General features: G+C 61.5%; 19 protein-coding genes. 13 read left to right on the top strand and 6 right to left on the bottom strand.

The genetic code is table 11. From position 1 onward, the window contains the following. The first annotated feature begins 5 nt into the window (after positions 1 to 5). Genes MKleb_RS07515 through MKleb_RS07500 form a run of 4 tightly spaced genes read left to right on the top strand, consistent with a single transcriptional unit; the run spans position 6 to position 4,451 of the window. On the top strand, positions 6 to 1,511 hold the full coding sequence (locus tag MKleb_RS07515; RefSeq protein ID WP_047725149.1) for a sugar ABC transporter ATP-binding protein: 1,506 nt from the start codon (positions 6 to 8) through the stop codon (positions 1,509 to 1,511). Beyond that, complete coding sequence (locus MKleb_RS07510; RefSeq protein WP_025106412.1) at positions 1,508 to 2,494, top strand: ABC transporter permease; 987 nt, start codon at positions 1,508 to 1,510, stop codon at positions 2,492 to 2,494. Before MKleb_RS07515 ends, MKleb_RS07510 begins: the two co-directional genes overlap by 4 nt. Then, complete coding sequence (locus MKleb_RS07505) at positions 2,494 to 3,495, top strand: ABC transporter permease (protein ID WP_217076557.1); 1,002 nt, start codon at positions 2,494 to 2,496, stop codon at positions 3,493 to 3,495. Before MKleb_RS07510 ends, MKleb_RS07505 begins: the two co-directional genes overlap by 1 nt. A gap of 11 nt (positions 3,496 to 3,506) precedes the next feature. Beyond that, positions 3,507 to 4,451: a carbohydrate kinase family protein gene (locus tag MKleb_RS07500; RefSeq protein WP_025106414.1), complete on the top strand. Its 945-nt coding sequence runs from the start codon at positions 3,507 to 3,509 to the stop codon at positions 4,449 to 4,451. Positions 4,452 to 4,489: 38 nt separating this feature from the next. Here MKleb_RS07500 and MKleb_RS07495 read toward each other — a convergent pair whose 3' ends face one another. Genes MKleb_RS07495 through MKleb_RS07485 form a run of 3 tightly spaced genes read right to left on the bottom strand, consistent with a single transcriptional unit; the run spans position 4,490 to position 7,647 of the window. After that, complete coding sequence (locus tag MKleb_RS07495; protein WP_025106415.1) at positions 4,490 to 5,518, bottom strand: 2-hydroxyacid dehydrogenase; 1,029 nt, start codon at positions 5,516 to 5,518, stop codon at positions 4,490 to 4,492. Further along, a complete protein-coding gene (locus MKleb_RS07490; protein ID WP_163586360.1) occupies positions 5,515 to 7,011 on the bottom strand; it encodes an FGGY-family carbohydrate kinase in 1,497 nt (498 codons plus the stop codon). The genes MKleb_RS07495 and MKleb_RS07490 overlap by 4 nt, the downstream gene beginning before the upstream one ends. Before the next feature lie 24 nt (positions 7,012 to 7,035). Then, on the bottom strand, positions 7,036 to 7,647 hold the full coding sequence (locus tag MKleb_RS07485; protein ID WP_014837792.1) for a methylthioribulose 1-phosphate dehydratase: 612 nt from the start codon (positions 7,645 to 7,647) through the stop codon (positions 7,036 to 7,038). A 518-nt stretch (positions 7,648 to 8,165) separates the two neighbouring features. On the opposite strand from MKleb_RS07485, the gene codB reads away from it, so the two are divergent. The 7 genes from codB (at position 8,166) to MKleb_RS07450 (ending at position 16,923) form a co-directional block, all read left to right on the top strand. Next, entirely contained in the window at positions 8,166 to 9,428 is a 1,263-nt protein-coding gene (codB, locus tag MKleb_RS07480) for a cytosine permease (protein ID WP_025106417.1), read from the top strand. Between the two features lie 2 nt (positions 9,429 to 9,430). Then, a complete protein-coding gene (locus MKleb_RS07475) occupies positions 9,431 to 10,666 on the top strand; it encodes a PucR family transcriptional regulator (RefSeq protein ID WP_025106418.1) in 1,236 nt (411 codons plus the stop codon). Then, positions 10,663 to 11,901, top strand: coding sequence for a cytosine deaminase (gene codA, locus MKleb_RS07470; protein WP_025106419.1), 1,239 nt, complete (start codon positions 10,663 to 10,665; stop codon positions 11,899 to 11,901). Before MKleb_RS07475 ends, codA begins: the two co-directional genes overlap by 4 nt. A gap of 145 nt (positions 11,902 to 12,046) precedes the next feature. Beyond that, positions 12,047 to 13,036, top strand: a complete 990-nt coding sequence (locus MKleb_RS07465; protein ID WP_025106420.1) for a LacI family DNA-binding transcriptional regulator — start codon at positions 12,047 to 12,049, stop codon at positions 13,034 to 13,036. Positions 13,037 to 13,157: 121 nt separating this feature from the next. Continuing rightward, positions 13,158 to 13,967 (top strand): inositol monophosphatase family protein, encoded by an 810-nt coding sequence (locus MKleb_RS07460; protein WP_025106421.1) that lies wholly within the window; start codon positions 13,158 to 13,160, stop codon positions 13,965 to 13,967. Between the two features lie 300 nt (positions 13,968 to 14,267). Next, on the top strand, positions 14,268 to 15,629 hold the full coding sequence (locus MKleb_RS07455) for an MFS transporter (RefSeq protein ID WP_217076555.1): 1,362 nt from the start codon (positions 14,268 to 14,270) through the stop codon (positions 15,627 to 15,629). 25 nt (positions 15,630 to 15,654) lie between these two features. Further along, positions 15,655 to 16,923, top strand: a complete 1,269-nt coding sequence (locus MKleb_RS07450; RefSeq protein ID WP_014228372.1) for a histidine-type phosphatase — start codon at positions 15,655 to 15,657, stop codon at positions 16,921 to 16,923. Between the two features lie 46 nt (positions 16,924 to 16,969). On the opposite strand, the gene mtnA is transcribed toward MKleb_RS07450, so the two are convergent. Further along, positions 16,970 to 17,998 (bottom strand): S-methyl-5-thioribose-1-phosphate isomerase, encoded by a 1,029-nt coding sequence (gene mtnA / locus MKleb_RS07445; protein WP_025106423.1) that lies wholly within the window; start codon positions 17,996 to 17,998, stop codon positions 16,970 to 16,972. A gap of 102 nt (positions 17,999 to 18,100) precedes the next feature. On the opposite strand from mtnA, the gene mtnK reads away from it, so the two are divergent. Then, positions 18,101 to 19,300, top strand: a complete 1,200-nt coding sequence (mtnK, locus tag MKleb_RS07440) for an S-methyl-5-thioribose kinase (RefSeq protein WP_025106424.1) — start codon at positions 18,101 to 18,103, stop codon at positions 19,298 to 19,300. A gap of 449 nt (positions 19,301 to 19,749) precedes the next feature. Continuing rightward, positions 19,750 to 20,730, top strand: coding sequence for an IS110 family transposase (locus tag MKleb_RS07435; protein ID WP_108703615.1), 981 nt, complete (start codon positions 19,750 to 19,752; stop codon positions 20,728 to 20,730). A gap of 199 nt (positions 20,731 to 20,929) precedes the next feature. Here the strand turns inward: MKleb_RS07435 and MKleb_RS07430 are convergent, their stop codons facing one another. Both MKleb_RS07430 and MKleb_RS07425 read right to left on the bottom strand, forming a co-directional pair. Further along, on the bottom strand, positions 20,930 to 22,171 hold the full coding sequence (locus MKleb_RS07430; RefSeq protein WP_004848703.1) for an LVIVD repeat-containing protein: 1,242 nt from the start codon (positions 22,169 to 22,171) through the stop codon (positions 20,930 to 20,932). Further along, on the bottom strand, positions 22,168 to 23,232 hold the full coding sequence (locus MKleb_RS07425) for a sugar ABC transporter substrate-binding protein (RefSeq protein WP_014228368.1): 1,065 nt from the start codon (positions 23,230 to 23,232) through the stop codon (positions 22,168 to 22,170). The genes MKleb_RS07430 and MKleb_RS07425 overlap by 4 nt, the downstream gene beginning before the upstream one ends. Positions 23,233 to 23,235 lie beyond the last annotated feature (3 nt).

Genomic DNA, 23,235 nt, shown 5'->3' with positions numbered 1-23,235 from the left:
TGGCGATGAACCAGATCGGCAAAAGCTTTGCCAACGTGACTGCATTAAATGCGGTCACGCTGCTTCTGAATCCCGGTGAAATTCACGGCCTGATCGGCGAGAACGGCGCGGGAAAATCGACGCTAATAAAAATCCTCGCGGGCGTCTATCGGGCCGACAGCGGCAGCGCCACCCTTGACGGCGCGCCGCTGCCGCTAGGCAATCCCGCGGCGATTGAAGCGCTGGGTATCCGCGTTATTCACCAGGAACTTAACCTGATCCCGCACTTTACGGTGGCGGAATCGGTGTTTCTCGGCCAGGAGTACCGCACCCGCTGGGGCGCGCTGGACCGGCGGCGAATGAACGCGGCCACCCGGGCGTTTTTCCGCGACAGCTGGCAGCTGGATATTCATCCCCGCCGCCTGATCCGCGACCTCAGCCTCGCCGAACGCAAGCTGGTGCAAATCGCCAGAGCGCTGATCGACGGCGCGGCAAAGCTGGTGGTATTCGATGAACCCACCGCGCCGCTGGAAGCGCAGGAAGCCGGCCTGGTCACCTCCGCGATTCTGCGCCTGCGGGAACAGGGGATCGCGATTCTCTACATTTCCCACTATCTCAACGAAATCGCCGCCCTTTGCGATCGCGGCACGGTGCTACGTAACGGCGAGGTGGTCGGCTACCCCGACCGGGCGCTTCTGCAGAATACCGACGCGCTGATCAAAATGATGGTCGGCCGCGATATCGAACAGCTCTATACCCCGCGCCAGAGCAGCGCGCATCAGGTCGATGCCGCTGCCCCGGTACTGTCGGTTCGCCATCTCAGCGACGGGCAGCAGTTACGCGATATTACCTTTGATATTCAGCCGGGAGAGATCGTCGGCGTCGCCGGACTGCTGGGCGCCGGGCGCGACGTGCTGATCGATCTGCTTTACGGGCTACGCCGCGCCCGCAGCGGCACGATAAGCGTTGACGGCCAGCCGAAGCGGCTGCGGACGCCGTATCAGGCAACCCGGGCCGGACTGGCCCTGGTGCCGCGCGACCGCCGCCATCAGGGGCTGATTCTCCCCTTCACCACCGCCGACAATATCAATCTGGCCTCGCTACCGGAGACCGCCACTTTCGGCTGGGAGCACCGCGGCCGGGCGCTGGAAAAAGCGCGCAGCTGGATCGACCAGCTCTCTATCCGCCCCGGCCGTCCGGAGCTTCCGGTGCGCTTTATGAGCGGCGGCAACCAGCAAAAGGCGATTCTCGCCCGCTGGCTGGGCACCGATGCGCGGCTTTTTATTCTTGATGAACCCACTCTCGGGGTGGATATCGGCGCGCGCCGCGATATTTATCAGCGCACCCGCGAGCTGGCGGATCGCGGTCGCGGCGTTCTGGTCTCATCCAGCGACGCGCCGGAGCTGCTGGGCCTTTGCGACCGCATCCTGGTGATGTGGCGCGGCGAGCTGGTGGCCAATCTCCCGACCCGGGGGCTGACGCTGGACGCGCTGCTGGTGACGATTAACGGTGGACAGGAACAACAGGTATGAGTGCAGGTATCCAGCGCCGCCCCCTTCCGGGCATCACGACGCTTATCGAAAAATTTCCCCTGATTCTCTTTTTTGCGCTGCTGGTCTGGCTCAGCCTGCAGTCGCCTTTCTTTTTAAGCTGGCAAAATATCAGCATGATGCTGGTGCAAAGCGTGCCGCTGGCGATCCTCTGCTTCGGCCTGGTCTGCGTGATTGCCGTCGGCGGCGATGATGTGGTCTCCGGCGGCATCGACCTGTCGCTGCCCGCCATCGCGGTGCTCGGCGTCGCGCTGCTCAGCCTCGGCATGGCGGAGTGGAACACCCCTTACCTGGCGCTGCTGTTACTGCTGCTCGCCGTTAGCCTGGTCTGCGGCGCCGTCAACGCCACGCTGGTGCTGGCGGCGGGCCTGCCGCCGCTGCTGGCGACCCTGTCAACTTCAGTGGCCTTCACCGGGCTGACCGACCTGCTGACCGGCCAGCGGCGCATCGCGGTGAGCGACCCGCTGATGGTGGCCTTTCGCGATAACGATCTGTTCGGCATTCCCTGGCCGCTGATCTATCTGCTGGCGGTATTCGCGCTGTTTCAGTTTTTGCTCCACCACTCCCGCTTCGGCCAGCATTTACAGGCGGTGGGCGGTAACCGCGATATGGCGCAGATGAGCGGACTCAACGTTCGCCGTTTGACCATTATCGTCTGGCTGCTGGCGGGCATCGCCGCCGGCCTGGCGATTTTGCCGCTGCTCAGCCAGGGCTCAGGCAGCTCCAGCGGCACGGCGACGCCGCTGCTGCTGGAAACCGTCCTCGCGACCTTTATCGGCGCGGCGTTCTCGCGGCGGCGCGTGGTCACCATCTGGGGGGCGCTGCTCGGCGCGGTGCTGGTCAACGCGCTCTCTAACGGGCTCGGCCTGCTGGGAGTGAATATTTTCTGGATGGGCGCGATCAAAGGCGGCCTGATCCTCGTGGTGCTGGCAGCTTCGGCGGTCAGACATAAAGGAGGCCATTAATGAGCCAACTGACGCTCAAGCCCCCCTCAACGGGGCAAACCGGCAGCGGTCCGCTGGCGTGGCTATCGCGAGCAGGATTCGGCGTCATTACCCTGCTGGCGATTGCCCTGTTCGGCTGGGCGAACCCGGTATTTCTGACCTTCGATAACTGGGCCAATTTGCTGCAGGGCAGCGCGATTCTGCTGATCGTGGCGATGGCGATGACCCTTATCGTTAGCGCCGGGGCGATTGACCTCTCCGTCGGCGTGGCGCTGGATTTCGGCGCCGCTTTTGCGCTGGTGGCGCTGAAGACCTGGCACCTGCCGTGGCAGGCGGCGGTGGGCTGCGCGCTGCTCGGCGGGGTGATTATCGGCCTGCTGAACGCCTTTCTGATCCTTATCTGCCAGATTCGTCCGTTCCTCGCCACCCTCGGCACCTGGTTTATCGCCAGCAGCGCCGAGCGTATCTATACCGACGGCGGCGGCTCTATCTCCTACCGCCGGATGGCGCCGGAGTATCACGATCTGGCGGTCGGCAATATCGCCGGTATTCCGACGCCGGTGGTGATTGTGCTGGCGCTGTGGCTGGTAGCCTGGCTGCTGACCGAACGCACGCTGTTTGGCAAGTACGTGCGCGCTATCGGCCAGAACGGCGAAGCGGCACGTATCGCCGGGATCCGCGACCGCCGGACCATGCTGTGGGTGCTGGTAGCGGCCTCCGCGCTGTGCGCCGTCGGCGGCGTCATTCTCTCCGCCAACCTGCGCCAGTTTACGCCGCTGGCCGGCCAGGCCTACCTGATGGACGCCATCGCCGCGGTCTTTATCGGCACCGCCTTTAACCGGCTCGGCCGGGTCAGCATCGCCGGCACCCTCGGCGGGGTGCTGTTTCTCGCGATTATTGATAACGGCCTGAACCTGATGGGGCTGAACTACCTGGTGAAGGATGCGCTGGTGGGCGTGATTCTGGTGGTCGCGCTGGCCCTCTCCTTCTGGCAGGCGCGTCTGCGCCAGACCCATCGTTAAGCGGAGCACCTATGGCAGCTTTTGACGCCGTCTTTGTCGGCCTGACTATTCTTGATATCGCCGGTCGCCCGGTGATCGACATCCCACCGCGCGGCGGGGTAGCCTTTATCGAACAAATTCGTCTTAACCCCGCCGGAACCGCCGCCGGGGCCAATATTAACGCCGCGAAGCTGGGCATTCGCACCGCCGCGGTGGCCTGCCTCGGTGAAGATGAAAAAGCCGATTTTATCCTCGCCAGCTATGCGCGGTTGGGGATCGACTGCTCGCTGGTCCAGCGCACGGCGCAGCAGGAAACGTCGGCAACGATCCTGCCCATCCGCCCCAACGGCGAGCGCCCTGCGCTGCACTGTCGGGGCGCTTCCGATGCGCTTTTTATCCGCGAAGAAGAGTTTGACGCGATCCTCGACTGCCGGTTCCTGCACCACGGCGGCACCGGCCTGCTGGCGGCGATGGATAGCGGGCAAAGCGCGCTGCTGCTGCGGGCGGCGAAAGCCCGCGGCGTCACCACCAGCTTTGATTTAATCGCCCCCGACGCACGCACCCTGGATCTGCTGCGCCCGCTGCTGCCGTCGGTGGACTACTTTATGCCTTCCCTTGAAGAAGCGGCGTATCTCTCCGGGGAGACCCAGCCGGAAGCGATTGCCCGCGTCTTCTTTGCGCTTGGCGTCGGAACCTGCATTCTGAAGGACGGCGAAAACGGCTCCTGGCTGCTGACCCGCGACGGCGCGGTCGAGCATATCGCGCCGTTCCGGGTCGATGCCGTAGATACTACCGGCTGCGGCGACAGCTACTGCGGCGGCTTTATTGCCGCACTGGCCCGGGGGTTAAGCGTCAAAGCGGCGTGCGAGGTGGCTTCCGCCGTCGCCGCGCTGGTGGCAACCGGCATGGGATCGGATGCCGGCGTGGTGGACTGGCAGCATACGCAGGAGTTTATGGCGACCCACCGTCGCGGATAACAAGCTTCGCCGCCGCATTGCGCGGCGGCAAGCGCGGCTTAACGCCACTGGTAGAGCAGCGGCTCTCCGGCGACATAGCGCTGGAGGTCGGCGGCAATCATCGCCGTATGTTTAGCAATGCTCTCCCGCGTCGCCCCGGCGATATGCGGCGTAATAATCACGTTATCAAACTCGGTGACAAACGGATGGTCGCGCCACAGCGGCTCGCTATGGTAGACATCCAGCGCCGCGCCGCCCAGCGGGCCGTGGCGCAGCGCGTGAATCAGCGCGTCTTCGTCCACGACCGCCGCGCGCGAGGTATTGATCAGCAGCGCGCCCGGCTTCATGCTGTTCAACAATGGCGCGTTCACCAGCCCATCGCTGTGCGGGCCGCTGCTCAGATGCAGGCTCACGATATCCGCCTCGCGGAACAGCCCCTCAAGGGTCGTCTTTTGCAGCCCCGGTTCGTTGATATCCTCGGCGGCGACAAACGGGTCCACCACCAGTACCGCCATGCCAAAGGCGCGGGCGATACGCGCCACCCGGCGGCCAATATTACCGTAGCCAATCAGCCCCAGGGTTTTGTTGCGCAGCTCGCTGCCTTTAAAGACTTCATAAGGGCTTTGCGGACTAACGTCCCACACAACATCGCGGCGCAGTCCGCTCTGGGTGGCCTGCGCGGCGTTTTCGGCGTGGGTAAATTCGCCGCGCTTCAGCGCCGCGTGGGATTGCGGAATATGCCGCGCCAGGCTCAGCATCAGCCCCAGCGTCAGCTCGGCGGCGGCGTCCGCGTTGCGCCCCGGCGTATAGAGCACGCGGATACCGCGCGCCTGGGCGGCTTTGGTATCAATATTCACCGGATTGGCGCGGGTGCAGGCGATCACCTGTAAACGCGGGCAGGCGGCGATCACCGCTTCCGTCACCTCATCGTAGCTGGTCACCAGCACCTCGGCGTCGTGGGCCAGTTCGATCAGCTGGCCTGCGCTCAGCTTCGGCTTGCCCAGCGCCCAGCCTTCTACCCGCAGTTCGCCCAGTTGCTGAAAAGCGCTGAGGTCGCCGGCGTGTTCGGCGGTAAAAACAATTTTCATATGCGTTGTTCCTGAGAAATACGTTGAAGCGCCTCGCGGCGGGCCTGCCACACCGGGAGCATCTGCTCGCGCAGCAGGCGATACACCGGATAGAGCGCGGCGTAGCGGCTGTGCGCCTGCGGATGGGGTCGATAGCGGGTCTGCTCCAGCGCCGGATAGCGGCTCAGGGCATCGACGCTGCGCGCCGCCAGAATCGCCGCGCCGCGCGCGCTAAGCTCGTTGAAAGGACTGGAAACCACCGTTCTGCCGGTGCAGTCGGCAATGATTTGCAGCCAGGTTGCCGAAGCCGCGCCGCCGCCGGTCAGGTACAGTTCGCCGCCCTGCGGGTAGCCCTGAAGCGAGTCGACGATAGCGTAAGCCAGCCCTTCAAACACCGCCCGCAGCAGCTCCGCACGGGTGGTGTGCTGGCTAATGCCGAAATAACCGGCCCGCGCCTCGGGGCTAAAGAACGGGGCGCGTTCGCCGTTGAGGTAGGGCTGCCAGAAGACGCCGCCGCTGCCGGGCTCAACGCTGGCGATATGCTGTTCCAGCTGCTGTAAATCCGGCTCCAGCGCAATCTGCTGCTGGAGCCAGTCGATGTTCGGCGTCCCGGCCTGCATCGGAAAAAGGTTAATAAAGCTGCCCGCTTCGGTATGGGTGACGTAGCGCGTCCCCTCGTTGACCGTCTGGCGACCGTGGCAGACGATACCGGTGCAGCAGGTGGTGCCAAGAATGGTATAAATATCGCCATCGTTGACCGCGCCGCAGCCCAGCGCCGCGCTGCACACATCCAGCGCCCCCGCCGCGACCGGCGTGGCGGCGGGAAGCCCGGTCAGCGCCGCGACCTCTTCACGCAGCGCGCCCGCCTGAGCGTCCGGCGCCAGCAGCGGTGGGAACAGAGATTGTAAATCTGCCAGGCCCATCTCATTGAGCACCACCGTGGATAGCTTTCCGCTCTGCTGATTCAGCAAAGAGGTACTGGCATCGGTAAGATCCAGCGCCGCGACGCCGGTGAGGCGAAAGCGGATCCAGTCCTTGGCGAAAAACAGATAGCGGGCCGCCGCCAGCCGCTCCGGCTGGTGATGCTTGAGCCAGCACAGCTGCATGCTGGTGTTGCAGGGCTGCAGATGGGTACCGGTATCGTCAAAGAAGCGACGGTCAAAACCGGGGCGACTGAGCAGTTCGCTCATCAGGTCGCGGCTGCGGGTGTCGCTCCACAGGATACCCGGCCCGACCGGTTCGCCTTCGGCGTCGCTGAGCCAGACCCCTTCGCCCTGCCCGGCAAGGCCGATGGCGCGTAAACGCCCGCTTTGCAGCGCCGGATACCGGGCGATATCGCGTAAAATCGCCACCACCGACTGCCACAGCTGGGCCATATCCTGCTCGGCGTGACCGTTGGCCGACAACCGCGGGCCGGTGTTCTGCGCCGCGCTGGCGCACGCCTGAAAGCGTTCATCAAACAGCACCGCTTTCACGCGCGAGGTGCCGATATCGATTCCGAGATAAAAATCCATGCCTGACCCGTTGGTGAAGAGAAATTAGTCGCGCTCGTAGCGGCGGCGCATCAGTTCACATTCGAACAAAAATTCCAGTCCTTCGAGCTGGCGACGGGCTTCGTGAATGTCTTTGCCCCAGCAGGTCAGGCCGTGGCCGCGCAGCAGGAAGCCGTAGCGCAGCGGGTGAGTCTGCGCATAATCTTCAATGCGCGCCGCCAGGGCATCGATATTCTGGTCGTTATCAAAAATGGCGACCGGCACGGTATCAAGATGGCTGTGCTGGCCGGTCAGGGTTTTCTGCATCTCATAGCCCTGCAGCGCCAGGGTGGCGCTTTTTTCAATCCGCGACAGCACGGTCGCGTTGACGGTATGCACGTGCAGCACGACATTCGCTTCCGGGAACAGGCGATACACCAGGGTATGCAGGCCGGTTTCAGCAGAGGGTTTACGTCCGGAAGGCGCTTTATTGCTGGCGATCTCCACCTGCAGGAAATCCTCCGTCGTCAGGCTGCCTTTATCGCGCCCCGACTCGCTCAGCCAGCACCAGGTCTCATCCTGACGCACCGACATATTGCCGCCGGTGGCCGGTGCCCAGCCTTTCGCGCCGATCCAATGACAGGTGGTGACCAGTTGCGCGAGTCTTTCTTGCCACATAGCAGTTCCTTAGTTTAGCGATGTTGTATTTAGCCGTCTAAATGGCTATTTACCCGATACTAACACCGCCAGCGTAAGCGAACAATATTTCAGGAAAGACTTACATTGATAATGGTTATATCAGAAAAGCATATGAAATTACTCTTTTTAACAACAATACAACTGAGCATTTTCATGACGCCAAAATTACCGCCTGCGGGCGGTTACAAAGATGGGGGATCGTGCCGCCGGGAAACGGCGTAAAATTGGCATCATTTGTCGATTCTGACCTGCCCCCCAGGTCGGGTAAGACGCCAGCCGTCGTCCGACAAAATGCGGGGGCAGGAGTCACATCCCACTGCCCCACGGCGGTGCAAAACATGGCACTGTGCACACATTTATGGCAAACAACGGCCGTTTAACGCCGTTTTATGTGCATACTGCCCACCCCATTGTGTTACCCCTGCCCCGCTTTTTCTGGCACACCTCTTGCTACCCCTCTGCCATCGCTATTTGGATAGCCACTCAGAGGTTCCACCATGTCAAACAGCAATGATTTTCCGCTCGTCGAAGCGCCCACCGCCGGGCGCAAGGGCGTTTTTTCCATTTCGATGGTTCTGTTCAGCTTTACTTTTTTCACCGGCACCATGTTCGCGGGGGGCAAGCTTGGCGTCTCTTTCTCCATCGTTAACCTGCTGTGGATTGCGGTTATCGGTAACTTTCTGCTGGCCCTGTACGCCGCCTCGCTCGGCTGGATTGCCGCGCGCAGCGGGCTAAATACCGTACTGATGGGCCGTTTTTGCTTCGGTGAAATCGGCAGCAAGCTCGCCGATTTTATTCTCGGTTTCGCCGAGCTGGGCTGGTACGCCTGGGGAACCGCGACGGTCGCCATCTCGCTGGTCAAAATCCTCGCCCTGCCTGCGGCGATGACGATTCCGCTGATGATCCTGTTCGGCATCCTGTTCTGCGTCACCGCGCTGGTGGGCTATAAGGGGCTGGATGCGCTGTCGCGCGTATCGGTACCGCTGATGTTTATTCTGCTGGTGGTGTCGATGTACCTTGCCGCCCATCACGCCGGCGGCTGGCAGGCGATGACCCAAATCGAACCGGGTGAAACCATGACCTGGTCGGCGGCCATTACCATGGTATTCGGCACCTTTGCCAGCGGCGCGACCCAGGCGACGAACTGGACGCGGCTGGCCAACTCCAGCCGCACCGCCATCGTCGCCAGCATGAGCAGCTTCCTGATCGGCAACGGGCTGATGATTATCGCCGGCGCCTGGTGCGCCATCGTTTACCAGCAGGCCGATATCGTCGAGGTGCTGATTTTGCAGGGGCTGTCGGTCGCCGCGGTGGTAATGCTGTGCCTCAACCTGCTGACGATTCAGGGGCCGACGATCTATAACGTCTCGGCCGCCGCCTGTCATCTGCTGCGCAGCGAGCGTCGCCGCACCCTGACCGTGGTCGCCGCCGGCGTCGGCATTCTGCTGGCCATTGGCGGTATGTATGAAATGCTGATCCCTTTCCTCGTGCTGCTGGGCAGCATCATCCCGCCCATCGGCGGCGTTATCCTCGCCGACTACTGGTTTTATCGCGGCGGCCGCTATCCGCTGCTGCACACCGCCCGTTTGCCGCGTTTTAACTGGCTGGGGCTGGGCGCCTACGCCGTGGGCGCGGTGGTGGCTTACCTGTCGCCGTGGATCGCCCCGCTGGTTGGCATTAGCGTGTCAGCGCTGGCCTATATCGCGCTGACTCGCCTGAGCAAACGCCAGCCCGCCGCTGATTCGGTCGCGGAGCAGTAGCCGTGAGCCTGACGGTCAGCGAAATCCTCGCCCTGGAGGGGCTCTCCGCCATGCGCCTGCGCGCCGGTAAGCAGGGGCTGCAGCTGGCGGTTCGCTGGTACTACGTGGCGGAAAATGAAAATATCGCCGAATGGATCATGGGCGGGGAGCTGGTGTTTATCACCGGGATCAACCATCCCCGCGATGAAGAAAACCTGATCCATTTGCTGATGGAGGGCAAGCAGCGCGGGATCGCCGGGATGGTGATCCTCACCGGCGACGCGTACATTCAGGCGATCCCGCCGCGCCTGATTGCGCTGGCCGACGAGCTGGGCATTCCGCTGATCGAACAGCCCTATCTGCTGAAAATGGTGATCGTGACCGAACGCATCGGTACCGCGCTGGTGCGCAGCGAAAACGCCCTGCAATCGCAGCGCGATATTCTGCTGCAGCTGTTAACCGGCGACTATCCCGACCTGCAAATCCTGCATCAGCGGGCGCTCCACCAGCAGCTGGATTTTACCCGCCCGCTGCGGGTGGCGGCGCTGCGCCTTGAGGGGATACCGCGCCTGTTTCGCCAGTTTCCGCCGGAGCAGGCCGAAGCCTGGCTGCAGCAGGCCCGCCGCACCATACGCCAGCGGCTGCAGCAGCAGCTCAATCAGCAGGGTAATCCCTTTCCGCTGGTCGAGCGCAGCAATATGTTTCTCTTTCTGCTTCCGGATGAGGAAGGCGAGTTTTATCAGCAAAAAACGTGGCTCCAGGCGTGGCTGATAGCGCTGGCGGAGGGCGACGACGGGCTATCGCTGCTGTGTGGCCTTTCGGCGCCGGTGCAGCAGCTGCAGGGATATCAGCGCGCGCTGTCGCAGGCGCGTCAGGCGCTGGACCTCAGCGATAACCTGCGTCCGGCCCAGCGCATCAGCGACTACCAGCAGCTGGGGTTTATCAAGCTGCTCTCCGCCGTTAGCGACCCCGCCCTGCTGAGCGACTTTATGCACGACACCCTCGGCTGTCTGATTGAGCCGGATCGCAAAAGTCCCTGGCTGCTGATGGAGACCCTGGAAACGCTGCTTCAGGAGAGCGGCAACGTGGTCAGAGCCGCCGAGCGGCTGGGCATTCACCGCAACACGTTGCATCAACGCATTCAGCGTATTGAAAAGCTGACCGGCTATCCGGTCAGCCACCCGCAGTTTCATCTCAACGCCTCGGTCGCCTTAGCGATCTGGCGTATGTCGCAAAATCATTTACGGGAACAACCATGAAAATTATCAACGCGCGCCTGCGCCATCAAGAAGCGCTCTATACTCTCGACTTACAGGACGGCGTGATTAAAAGCATCACCGCGCAGGCCGCGGCGCAGGCGGCTGACGCCGACAATATCGACGCTGAACAAAAGCTGGTCATCCCGCCGTTCGTCGAACCGCATATCCATCTTGACGCCACCCTGACGGCGGGCGAGCCGGAGTGGAATATGAGCGGTACCCTGTTTGAGGGCATCGCCCGCTGGAGCCAGCGCAAAGCGAGCGTCACCGTCGAAGATACATGCCAGCGGGCGCTGAAAACCATCGGCATGCTGCGCGACAACGGCGTGCAGCACGTGCGCACCCACATTGATGTCACCGACCCTTCCCTGACGGCGCTTGAGGCGATGCTGAGAGTGAAAAAAGAGGCGGCCCATCTTATCGATCTGCAGATTGTCGCCTTCCCGCAGGAGGGCATTGAGTCCTTCCCCGGCGGACGCGAACTGATGACCCGCGCCATCGAAATGGGCGCCGACGTGGTGGGTGGCATTCCGCACTATGAAAATACCCGCGATAAGGGCGTCAGCTCGCTGGTTTTTCTGATGGACCTGGCCGAGCGCCACGGCTGCCTGGTGGACGTGCACTGCGATGAAACCGACGACCCGCAGTCGCGCTTTCTGGAAGTGCTGGCGGAAGAGGCCCGGGTGCGCGGCATGGGCGCGCAGGTCACCGCCAGCCATACCTGCGCCATGGGCTCTTACGATAACGCCTACTGCTCGAAGCTGTTCCGTCTGCTCAAAGCGTCTGGCATCAATTTTATCTCCTGCCCGACCGAAAGCATTCACCTGCAGGGGCGCTTCGACAGCTGGCCGAAACGCCGCGGCGTGACGCGGGTGGCGGAGCTGGACCGCGCCGGGATCAACGTCTGCTTTGCCCAGGACTCCATTCAGGATCCGTGGTACCCGCTGGGCAACGGCAACATTATGCGCATCCTCGACGCCGGGCTACATATCTGCCATATGCTGGGATATGAAGATTTGCAGCGCTGCCTCGATCTGATTACCGATAACAGCGCCCGCACCCTGTGCCTCGGCGACAACTACGGCATTGCCGAAGGACGCCCGGCGAACCTGCTGATCCTCGATGCGGAAAACGACTATGACGCGCTGCGCCGCCAGGCCAAAGTGCTGACCTCCATTCGTCACGGCAAAGTTATTTTGCAGCGCCAGGCGGAGCAGATTCGCTATCCGGCATAAGCCTGACGTTGACGCGGCCGCGATGCCGCGTCAACCCACTGCTCGCCCGGGGATTTATGTGGTACCTTTTAACGACTTTTTCCGTGCCGGCCATGGGTTCCAGCGTCGGCGCGGGCTCACTGAGGATAACCCGTACCCTGATACTATGAGCGAAAAAAAATGGATTAAGGCAGAGGACGTTGCCCGACTCGCTGGCGTCTCCCGTTCCGCCGTTTCCCGCACCTTTACGCCCGGCGCATCGGTGGCGGAAAAAACCCGCCAGAAGGTCCTCGCCGCGGCGGAAACGCTGGGCTATCAGGTCAACATTATCGCCCGCACGATGAATACCGGCAGCAGCAATTTTATCGGCATCGTCACCGCCGGTTTTGATAATCCCTTCCGCAGCAAGCTGCTGTCGCCGCTGGTCCACCAGCTGGCGCTCAACGGTTTTATGCCGCTGCTGATGAACGCCGACGATCCGCAGCAGCTCGCCCCGTCGCTCAGGCAGCTGCTGAGCTATCACGTCGCGGGGGTCATTATCACCTCCGGGGCGCCGCCGCTGTCGCTGGCGGAGGAGTATCTGGAGCGAAAAATCCCGGTGACCCTTATCAACCGCCACGCCGAGCTGGCCGGCTGCGATCGCGTGTGCAGCGACAACGCGCAGGGCGCGAAGCTGGTGGCCGACCTGTTTGCCCAGCGCCAGTGGTGCCAGGCCGGGTTTATCGGCGAAAGCCTGGATAACTTCAGCACCCGCCAGCGCTACGAAGCGTTTGTTGCCCATACCCAGGGCATGGAGGTCGCCGCGCACTTCTGCGACAGCAGCGGCTATCAGGCGGGCTTTGCCGCAGCCAGGCAGTTGCTTGCCGCGCATCCGCAGCTGCAGGCGCTGTTCTGCGCCACCGATATGCTGGCGCTCGGCGCGCTGGACGGCCTGCGGGCGGACAACCCCGCCGCTTCGCTACCGGCGATTATCGGCTTCGATGATATTCCCCAGGCGGACTGGCAGCCCTATCAGCTGACTACCGTGCAGCAGAATACCTCCCTGCTCGCCCACCACGCGGTGGATCTGCTGGTCACGCGGATCGCCAAATTCAGCCTGCCGTCACGCCATCGCGAAGTGCCGGTGAAACTGATCGTTCGTCAAAGCGCGAAATGAAAAATTCATTTTATGCCGGAGCGATCACAGAATAATATTTTTAATCCATCCACACTCATTTTGCCCTTCGGGGCCGTTTTTTTCAGGCAATTTGCACACGTGTGCAAAATAGGGAGTTATGATGAAATCACTGGAATCAAATGAACTGCAGGCCCGCTACCGTTTAGCCTGCGAGCTGGCGAAGGCCGGTGCTGAACTGGCGTTCGAATACTATCAACAGCGCGACCGACTGACGGTGGATCATAAAGGCGAGGATCTGCAGGACGTGGTCAGCGTCGCCGATAAGCGGGTCGAAGCGTTTGTTAAGCAGCGCATTACCGACGCCTTCCCGCAGGACGGTTTTCTCGGCGAGGAGAGCGGGACGCAGATGCCGGACGCGCGCGTGCTGTGGGTTGTCGATCCCATCGACGGCACCAGCTGTTTTCTTAACGGCCTGCACACCTGGTGCCTGTCGCTGGCCATCATTGCAGACGGCGAACCGGTTATCGGCGTGGTGTACGACCCCAACCATCGCGAGCTGTTCCACGCCCTGAAAGGCCAGGGCGCGTGGCTTAACGATGCGCCTATCGCGCCGCATCCGGCAGCGACGGTCAAAGAGGGCGTGATGGGCGTCGGCACCTCGCACCGCGTGACGCCTGCGGTCTTTCTGCCCTTCCTCGATGCGCTGCTGAGCGACGGCGGGATGTTTATCCGCAACGGCTCCGGGGCGCTGATGAGCGCCTGGGCGGCGGCGGGCAGGCTTATCGGCTACTACGAACCGCATATGAACCCCTGGGACGGGCTGCCGGGGCTGGTGCTGATGCGCGAAGCGGGCGGCCTCAGCAACGACTATCTGGCAAACGACGGGATTCGTCACGGTAATCCGCTGCTGCTGGCCAGCAAGACGCTCTATCCACAATTAAAAAACATGCTTTGTCACCCCTTACCTTAACCGCATCGGGTCAGGCTTTATCTGATTATGTACTCTACACAACGACAATCAACCCTAAATAATTCGAGTTGCAGAAAGGCGGCAAGTGAGCGACAAATTCGTCGGGAACGAATTTGACCAGCCGAAGGCTGGCCTCCGGTGAGAGGCAGGAGCCTCTCATTAATCCCCAGGAGCTTACTCTGGTAAGTGACTGGGGTGAACGAACGCAGCCAACGCATATGCAACTTGAAGTATGACGGGTTAAACCTCATGGACGAACCACACTAATCAGTCAGGCCTCCGACCTTCGGAGATACCATTATGTCTGGAAGAATTATCGCATTTTTTCGCGCTTCGCCGCCCAAAGCGGGCGGAGAGTTCGATGAGCGGCGCTTTCGCAGCGTGCGCTGGCAAACCTTTATTACCATGACCCTGGCGTACGTCACGTTCTACGTTTGCCGGCTGTCGTTCACCGTCGCCAAAAGCGCGCTGGTGGAGCTTGGCATTACCCCGACGGAGCTGGGCATGATCGGCTCAACGCTGTTTTTCAGCTACGCCATCGGCAAGCTGGTCAACGGCTTTATCGCCGATCATGCCAACGTGGTGCGCTATATGAGCCTTGGGCTGCTGCTGAGCGCCGGGATGAACCTGATGATGGGGATGACCAGCAACGCCATGCTGCTGGCTATCTTCTGGGGGATTAACGGCTGGGCGCAGTCGATGGGCGTCGGTCCGTGCGTGGTATCGCTGGCGCGCTGGTACGGCTGTAAAGAACGAGGCACCTTTTACGCCATCTGGTCGACGGCGCATAACATCGGCGAAGCGATGACCTATATGGTGATCGCGGCGGTGATTGCCGGATTCGGCTGGCAGATGGGCTATCTGTCGACCGCCGCGCTCGGCGCCGCCGGGGTGGTGCTGATGCTGTTGTTTATGCGCGACTCGCCGCAAAGCTGCGGCTTCCCGTCAATCAACGTGATTCGCGACGAACCGCAGGAGGAGACGGAAGCCCGCGGCTCGGTGTTTAAAAACCAGCGGCTGGCGCTGCGCAACCCGGCCCTGTGGGCGCTGGCGCTGGCCTCGGCGTTTATGTATATCGACCGCTACGCGGTGAATTCATGGGGGATCTTCTTCCTGGAGCAGGATAAAGCCTACTCTACTCTCGAAGCGTCCGGGATTATCGGGGTCAACGCTATCGCGGGTATTGCCGGAACGATTATCGCCGGGATGCTCTCCGACCGCTTCTTCCCGCGCAACCGCAGCGTGATGGCCGGTTTTATCAGCCTGCTCAACACCGCCGGCTTCGCGCTGATGCTCTGGTCGCCGCACGGCTACTACACCGATATTCTGGCGATGATTATCTTCGGCGCTACCATCGGGGCGTTGACCTGCTTCCTTGGCGGACTGATCGCCGTCGATATTTCGTCCCGTAAAGCCGCGGGCGCCGCGCTCGGCACCATCGGTATTGCCAGCTACGCGGGGGCGGGACTCGGCGAGTTTCTGACCGGCATCATCATCGATAAAACATCGATAATCGAAAATGGCAAAACGCTGTATGACTTCAGTACGCTATCGCTGTTTTGGGTAGGCACCGGCCTGATGTCCGCGCTATTCTGTTTTACCACCGCCGCGATTGTCGCCAGGCGACACGCGACAGAGCGTCAGACCTCATTCTCGTCATAACCTTTTAACTTATAAGGAATATTTTATGATGCCTGTACGACATCAGGTTTTGCTACGCCTGCTGCTCGCCTGCGCCCTGCCGCTGCTGGCCGCGCCGGGCCACGCCGCCGCGCAGTTTACGCTGGAAAAAGTGGTTGAGCTCAGCCGCCACGGCATTCGTCCGCCGACGGAGGGCAACCGGGAGGCCATCGAAGCCGCGACCCAGCGTCCGTGGACGCAGTGGACCACTCACGACGGCGAGCTGACCGGCCACGGCTATGCCGCCGTCGTCAATAAAGGTCGTGATGAAGGCGCACGCTATCGTCAGCTCGGACTACTGGCGGCGGGCTGTCCGGCGAGTGGAGAGATTTACGTGCGCGCCAGCCCCCTGCAGCGCACGCGGGCCACCGCCCAGGCGCTGGTGGACGGCGCCTTTCCCGGCTGCGGCGTAATGATTCATCACGTCAGCGGCGACGCCGACCCGCTGTTTCAGACCGATAAATTTGCCGCCACGCAAACCGATCCCGCCCGCCAGCTGGCGGAAGTGAAGAAGACGGCCGGCGATCTGGCGCAGCGTCGGCAGGCGCTGGCTCCGGTGATTCAGCTGCTGAAAAACGCCGTCTGCGCGCCCGATAAGCCCTGCCCGGTATTTGACCTGCCGTGGCAGGTGGAGCAGAGCAAAAGCGGCAAAACCTCGATTAGCGGGCTGAGCGTGATGGCCAATATGGTTGAGACGCTGCGTCTGGGCTGGAGCGAGAACCTGCCTCTCAGCCAGCTGGCGTGGGGCAATATTACCCGCGCCAGCCAGGTCACCGCCCTGCTGCCGCTGCTGACGGAGAACTACGATCTGAGCAACGATGTGTTTTATACCGCGCAAAAACGCGGCTCGATTCTGCTCAACGCCATGCTCGAAGGGGTAAAAGAGGGCGCCGCGCCGAACGTGCGCTGGCTGCTGCTGGTGGCGCACGATACCAATATCGCCATGGTGCGGACGTTAATGGACTTTAGCTGGCAGCTGCCGGGGTACAGCCGCGGCAATATCCCGCCGGGCAGCAGCCTGGTACTGGAACGCTGGCGCGACACCCATAGCGGAAAACGCTACCTGCGCGTCTACTTCCAGGCGCAAAGTCTGGACGATTTACGCCGCCTGCAAACGCCGGATAGCCAGCATCCGCTGCTGCGCCAGGAGTGGCATCAGGCGGGCTGCCGGACCACCGCCGTCGGGACGCTGTGCCCGTACCAGGCGGCGCTGACGGCGCTTGGCCGTAATATCGACCCGCAGTCCGCTCCGGCGGTAGAGATGGTGCTGCCATAAGTTGAAGGCGAAGCGAGGGAGGTCGCTTCGCCTTTTTCGCTCAGGTTCAGGCCTTTTCTGGCGCAAACGCCCCGGCGGCGACCTGCTCCGGGGTCACCACGCCGCTGTCCAGCACCCAGCCGCTCACTAACGCCGCGGGCGTGACGTCAAATGCCGGATTATAAACGGCGGCCTCTTTCGGCGCCCACTGCACCGCGCCAAAGCTGCCGGCGACGCCGGTAACTTCGGCGGCCGCCCGCTGCTCAATCGGGATTGCCGCGCCGTTCGGGCAATGGCGGTCCAGGGTAGTCTGCGGCGCGGCCACGTAAAAGGGAATCTGATGATACTTCGCCAGCACCGCCAGCGAATAGGTGCCGATTTTATTTGCCACATCGCCGTTGGCGGCGATACGGTCAGCGCCCACCCAAACCGCGTCGACCTGGCCCTGCGCCATCAGGCTGGCGGCCATCGAGTCGGTAATCAGCCGATACGGCACGCCCAGTTCACCCAGCTCCCAGGCGGTCAAACGTCCGCCCTGTAACAGCGGGCGCGTTTCATCCACCCAGACGTTCGCCACCTTTCCCTGCTGATGCGCCAGCGCAATCACCCCCAGCGCGGTGCCGACGCCCGCCGTCGCCAGGCCGCCGGTATTGCAGTGGGTCAACAGGCGGCTGCCCGGCGTCACCAGCGCGCTGCCCGCCTCGGCGATGCTGGCGCAAAGCTGTTTATCCTCTTCGATCAGGCGCAGCGCTTCCGCTTCCAGAGCCTGTGGAAAGCGCTCCTCCGCCAGCGCCAGCTTCATGCGATCCAGATTATTCATCAGGTTTACCGCCGTCGGACGCGCGGCGCGCAGTGTTTCCAGCGCCTCAGATAGCGCATCGCGGGTCAGGCCGCGCTGCGCCAGCAGCGCCAGCAGCAGGCTGGCCGACAGGCCAATCAGCGGCGCGCCGCGTACCCGCAGGGCGTGAATATGGTCCACCAGCAGCGCCACGTTATCCGCCGCCAGCCAGCGTTTTTCCTGCGGTAAAGCCTGCTGGTCAAGAATAAAGAGCTGATTTTCGCTTACCCGCAGGCTGGTGGTCTGTAGTGTCTGCATTTAGTTAAATCCCTGTTGCGTTGTTGTATCACATTGTGTCAGGATGAAATCCAGAAGTATAGACGTCTGAACGGCTTAATCAGAATTTTGAGGATCGAGGCAATGTCGCAATACCATACTTTCACGGCCAGCGATGCGGTGGCTTACGCCCAACAATTTGGCGGTATCGACAATCCGTCAAAACTGGTGTCCGCACAGGAAGTGGGCGACGGCAACCTCAACCTGGTGTTTAAAATTTTCGATATCAGGGGCGTGAGCCGGATTATCGTTAAGCAGGCGCTGCCCTACGTGCGCTGCGTGGGAGAATCCTGGCCGCTGACCCTTGACCGCGCGCGCCTTGAAGCACAAACCCTGGTGGCTCACTATCAGCACTGCCCGCAACACACGGTGCGGATTGTGCATTTCGATCCCGAGCTGGCGGTGATGGTGATGGAAGATCTCTCCGATCACCGCATCTGGCGCGGGGAGCTGATCAACAACGTTTACTACCCCCAGGCCGCCAGCCAGCTGGGGGAATACCTGGCCCAGACGCTGTTCCACACCAGCGACTTTTATCTGCATCCTCATGAGAAAAAGGCCCAGGTGGCGCAATTTATTAATCCCGAGATGTGCGAAATCACCGAGGATCTGTTCTTTAACGACCCGTATCAGGTTCACGAGCGCAACAGCTATCCAGCCGCGCTGGAAGCCGATGTCGCCGCCCTGCGCGACGATGCCCAGCTGAAGCTGGCGGTGGCCGCGCTCAAGCATCGCTTCTTCTCCCATGCCGAAGCGCTGCTGCACGGCGATATCCACAGCGGCTCGATTTTCGTCGCCGAAGGCAGCTTTAAGGCCATCGACGCCGAGTTCGGCTTTTTCGGCCCGATTGGCTTCGATATCGGCACCGCCATCGGCAACCTGCTGCTCAACTACTGCGGTCTGCCGGGGCATCTGGGCATTCGCGATGCCGCCGCCGCTCGCGAACAGCGCCTCAGCGATATCCAGCAGTTCTGGACCACCTTTGCCGAGCGTTTTCAGGCGCTGGCGGCGGAGAGATCCCGCGACGCCGCGCTGGCCTGGCCCGGCTATGCCTCCGCGTTCCTGAAGAAAGTGTGGGCCGACGCGGTGGGCTTCTGCGGCACCGAACTGATTCGCCGCAGCGTCGGGCTGTCGCACGTGGCGGATATCGATACTATCCAGGACGAAGCCATGCGCCATGAATGCCTGCGCCACGCCATCACGCTGGGTAAAGCGCTGATTGTGATTGCCGGGCGTATCGACAGCGTGGATGAGCTGATTGCGCGAATTCGCCAGTACGGTTGAATCTCCGTCCAGCCTTTCCCGGCTCGCGCTGCGCTTAGCCGGGCTACGGGCTCACCACCGTCTGCGATCCGGTAGCCCGGGTAAGGCGTTTACGCCGCAACCCGGGAAGGCAACAACCCACAATCCCCTACCCCAGATACTCAATCACCGACAGCCCATCGTTATAATGCCGGTAGCCCGGACAGGCGCGTCAAGCGCCGCATCCGGGTATTTGCCTCTTTTCCCCGGAGGCGATGCTTCGCATCTGTCCGGGCTTGTATGATTACTCCGTCAGAAAGAACCGGCCAGTTCTCTCTGATGGCGGTCCGGATGCCGTGTCCGGGCTTAGGCTTTCGCGCCTGTTCCGTAGATCCTTTGCACCGGACCGCCGTTCTTTCTCATGTGATAAACCGGACAGTATCATGGACCGGCTTTCACCGGTAACCCGTATTTGCAAGGTTGGTTTCACTATGGAAAATGAACTCCACTTCATCGGTATTGATGTCGCCAAAGCTAAACTGGATGTCGATATTCTTCGCCCTGATGGCCGGCATCGCTGTAAAAAATTTGACAACACCCTCTCCGGACACGAAGCGCTGGTCCGCTGGCTTCGCGGCCATGACGTGAACCGTGCCCATGTCTGCATGGAGTCCACCAGCACCTACATGGAAGACGCGGCCGCGCATCTGAGTGATGCCGGGTATACCGTGTCCATCATCAACCCCGCCCTCAGTAAAGCTTTCGCACAGAGTGAGGGGTTGCGCAGTAAAACTGACAAAGTGGACGCCCGTATGCTGGCTCACTTCTGCCGGGAAAAACGCCCGTCAGCCTGGGAGGCCCCTCATCCGACAGAGCGGGCACTGAAAGCCCTGGTGTTAAGGCATCAGGCGCTGACAGAGATGCAGACGCAGGAGAAAAACCGGCGGGAAACCGCGCCGGAGGTTCAGCTGGCCAGCATTGACATCCTGCTGGGATGTCTGAGCGCGGAGCTGGCGCGTATCGAAAAACAGATAAAAGACCTGACGGATAACGACCCGGATATGAAACGACGGCGGAAGCTGCTGAACAGTATCCCGGGCATCGGGGAGAAAACAGCGGCTGTTCTGCTGGCGTATACGGGCCTGAGGCTGAAGTTCGGTACAGCGCGGCAGTTCGCGGCGTATGCAGGACTGACGCCGGTGCAGCATGAGTCGGGCAGCAGCGTGATGCGGGCGAGCCGGATGAGCAAAGCGGGGCCGGTTCAACTGCGCAAGGCGTTATACATGCCAGCGTTATCGGCGCTGTACCATACGGCGTGGGGAAAAGCGTTCAGGAAAAGGCTGGAAGATAACGGAAAGCGGGCAAAAGTCATCATAGGGGCGATGATGCGAAAGCTGGCGCAGGTGGCTTATGGAGTACTGAAGTCAGGAAAGGCGTTCGATGCCTCACAGCATGAGCTGTTGATAGCGTAACAACGTTCCCTGAGAAAAAACGACAGCACCAGAGAGTGCTGTCGTTGGTGTGCCTGTCATCCGGGAGCCGGAGAAAGTATCGGCAACTAAAAATGGTTGCAGGCGTTCACAGTATCTACGGGTTCGCCACCATCTGCGATCCGGTAGCCCGGGTAAGGCGTTTACGCCGCAACCCGGGAAGGCAACAACCCACAATCCCCTACCCCAGATACTCAATCACCGACAGCCCGCCGTTATAGTCGGTGCTGTAAATAATTCCCTGCGCGTCGACGAACACGTCGCAGGACTGGATCACCCGCGGGCGACCGGGGCGGGTATCCATCATTTTCGCCGGCGCGGCGGGCACCAGCGCCCCGGTTTCCACCGGTCGATAAGGATTGGAAATATCGTAAGCGCGAACGCCCGCGTTCTGATAAGTGGCGAAAATCAGCGTTGAGCTGACAAAGCTGCCGGGACGATTCTCATGCAGGTTATGCGGGCCAAAGTGCGCCCCTTTCGCCACGTAGTCAGCTTCGTCCGGCTGCGGGAAAGTGGCGATACTCACCGGATTCGTCGGGTCGCGAATGTCGAACAGCCAGATCAGCTTCTCGCCATCCTGCTGGTTATCCAGCACCGCCTCATCAAGCACCACCAGCAGATCCCGATCCGGGAGCGGCAGCGCGGTGTGGGTGCCGCCGCCAAACGGCGGGCTCCAGTTACGGTGGCTAATCAGCTTCGGCTGAGTGCGGTCCTGCACATCGAGCAGGGTCAGGCCGCCGTCGCGCCAGCTGCCGTAGGCGGTGTCGCCGGCGATAATCGCGTGATGCAGGGCATAGCGCTTACCTTCCGGCCACTGCGCGGTCTCCCCCGCCGCCTGGTTCATCCCCGGCAGCCACCAGCGCCCGGCGACCTCCGGCTTGCGCGGGTCGGCCAGGTCGATAGTCAGGAAAATGTAGTCGCTAAAGCCGTCAATCAGCGCGGAAACGTAGGCCCAGCGTCCGCCGACGTACCAGATTCGGTGGATACCGATGCCGTTAAGCGACAGAAAGGCGATCTCTCGCGGTTTATCCGGAGTGGAAATATCAAAAATCCGCAGCCCGGCGCTCCAGCCCCTATCCCGTACGTCGCTGACCGTCTCGCCCACCGAACGGGTGTAGTACACCTTCTCGTCGGCGAAGCGGGCATCGGCGAACAGATCCCGGGCGTTGATCACCAGCAGCAGATCATCGTGCGCCTGTAAATGGACGTTCCAGGTACCGGGCGGCGCGGCGATGTAGTTGACCGTTTGCGGATGTTTAGGGTCGCGCACGTCCACCACGGAAAAGCCCTGCGAGACCATATGGCCGATATAGGCAAAACCACGATGGACCATCAGCTGAACGCCGTCCGGGCGTCCCCCCTGATCGCTATGCCCGATCAGCCGCATATTGCGGCTGTATTCTGGTGTTGGCAAAACACTCATTTGTTTTTCGCTTCCAGGGTAGCGAACCACGGGGCGATAAAGTCTTCGGTCTGGCCCCAGCCCGGGATAATTTTACCCAGCGAGGCGACGTTAACCGCCCCCGGCTGCGCCGCCAGCAGCGCCTGCGGGATCGCCGCCGCCTTAAAGTCGTAGGTCGCAGGCGTCGGTTCCCCGGCAATCTTATTGGCGATCAGGCGCACGTTGGTGGCGCCGATAAGCTTCGGATCCACCGCTACGCTCACCTTCCACGGGCTGCCGGATTCGCGCATCAGCTGCAGATCCTGGTTGGAAATGTCGATGCTGTAGAGTTTGATCTCGGTGCGGCCGTTCTCTTTCAGCGCTTTATAGGCGCCCTGGCTGAAGGCGTCCCAGGTTCCCCAGATGGCATCAATTTTACCTTTCGGGTATTTCGCCAGGATCGCGCCGACCTTGTTGGCGGTATCGCCCTGAACGTCGGAAGAGACCGCGCCGATGGATTCCAGCTCTTTGATGCCGGGGTTTTGTTTAAGCAGCGTCTGGTAGGCCGCCTGGCGGCGCTCCATCGGCGGGAAACCCGCGACCCACAGTTTGACGATATTGGCTTTGCCGTTGAAATCTTTCACCAGTTGGCCAAAGGAGAGCTCGGTCAGCGAAGCATCATCCTGCTGGGTGACGGTGACGCCCGGGATCTGGCCGTTTACCGCGGTATCGAAAACCGAGACTTTGATCCCGGCGTCCACCGCTTTTTTCACCAGCGCGGTGGCGTAGGGATCGCGCCCCTGAGAAAGGATAATGCCGTCGTATTTCTGGCTAATCGCCTGGTTAACGAAGTCCTGGAATTTGGCGTCATCACCGTTGCTGAGGAAGGTACTGATTTTAAAGCCGAGCTTTTTCCCCTCCTGGATCGCTCCGGAGACAAACTGAGTGGTGTTATCGTCGGAGCCCAGGTTGCGGATCACCGCAATGCGAATCGGCCCGCTGTGTTCAGCAATGGCAGCCGGAAGCGGCGTCGGGGTTTCAGCAAAGGCCGCTGCAGCGTTGAACAACCCCAGCGCGATGAGTGAAAATGTTATCTTTTTCATAGT

It is taken from the genome of Klebsiella sp. PL-2018 (genome assembly GCF_019048985.1).
GTDB lineage: Bacteria > Pseudomonadota > Gammaproteobacteria > Enterobacterales > Enterobacteriaceae > Klebsiella > Klebsiella michiganensis.
The sequence above is the reverse complement of the archived record's forward strand: the minus strand, read 5'-3'. Positions and strand labels throughout refer to the sequence as shown.

Coding starts and splice junctions, on each gene's coding strand:
- MKleb_RS07515 (WP_047725149.1), top strand. CDS start 6: ATGAACCAGATCGGCAAAAGCTTTGCCAACGTGACTGCATTAAATGCG.
- MKleb_RS07510 (WP_025106412.1), top strand. CDS start 1,508: ATGAGTGCAGGTATCCAGCGCCGCCCCCTTCCGGGCATCACGACGCTT.
- MKleb_RS07505 (WP_217076557.1), top strand. CDS start 2,494: ATGAGCCAACTGACGCTCAAGCCCCCCTCAACGGGGCAAACCGGCAGC.
- MKleb_RS07500 (WP_025106414.1), top strand. CDS start 3,507: ATGGCAGCTTTTGACGCCGTCTTTGTCGGCCTGACTATTCTTGATATC.
- MKleb_RS07495 (WP_025106415.1), bottom strand. CDS start 5,518: ATGAAAATTGTTTTTACCGCCGAACACGCCGGCGACCTCAGCGCTTTT.
- MKleb_RS07490 (WP_163586360.1), bottom strand. CDS start 7,011: ATGGATTTTTATCTCGGAATCGATATCGGCACCTCGCGCGTGAAAGCG.
- MKleb_RS07485 (WP_014837792.1), bottom strand. CDS start 7,647: ATGTGGCAAGAAAGACTCGCGCAACTGGTCACCACCTGTCATTGGATC.
- codB (WP_025106417.1), top strand. CDS start 8,166: ATGTCAAACAGCAATGATTTTCCGCTCGTCGAAGCGCCCACCGCCGGG.
- codA (WP_025106419.1), top strand. CDS start 10,663: ATGAAAATTATCAACGCGCGCCTGCGCCATCAAGAAGCGCTCTATACT.
- MKleb_RS07465 (WP_025106420.1), top strand. CDS start 12,047: ATGAGCGAAAAAAAATGGATTAAGGCAGAGGACGTTGCCCGACTCGCT.
- MKleb_RS07460 (WP_025106421.1), top strand. CDS start 13,158: ATGAAATCACTGGAATCAAATGAACTGCAGGCCCGCTACCGTTTAGCC.
- MKleb_RS07455 (WP_217076555.1), top strand. CDS start 14,268: ATGTCTGGAAGAATTATCGCATTTTTTCGCGCTTCGCCGCCCAAAGCG.
- MKleb_RS07450 (WP_014228372.1), top strand. CDS start 15,655: ATGATGCCTGTACGACATCAGGTTTTGCTACGCCTGCTGCTCGCCTGC.
- mtnA (WP_025106423.1), bottom strand. CDS start 17,998: ATGCAGACACTACAGACCACCAGCCTGCGGGTAAGCGAAAATCAGCTC.
- mtnK (WP_025106424.1), top strand. CDS start 18,101: ATGTCGCAATACCATACTTTCACGGCCAGCGATGCGGTGGCTTACGCC.
- MKleb_RS07435 (WP_108703615.1), top strand. CDS start 19,750: ATGGAAAATGAACTCCACTTCATCGGTATTGATGTCGCCAAAGCTAAA.
- MKleb_RS07430 (WP_004848703.1), bottom strand. CDS start 22,171: ATGAGTGTTTTGCCAACACCAGAATACAGCCGCAATATGCGGCTGATC.
- MKleb_RS07425 (WP_014228368.1), bottom strand. CDS start 23,232: ATGAAAAAGATAACATTTTCACTCATCGCGCTGGGGTTGTTCAACGCT.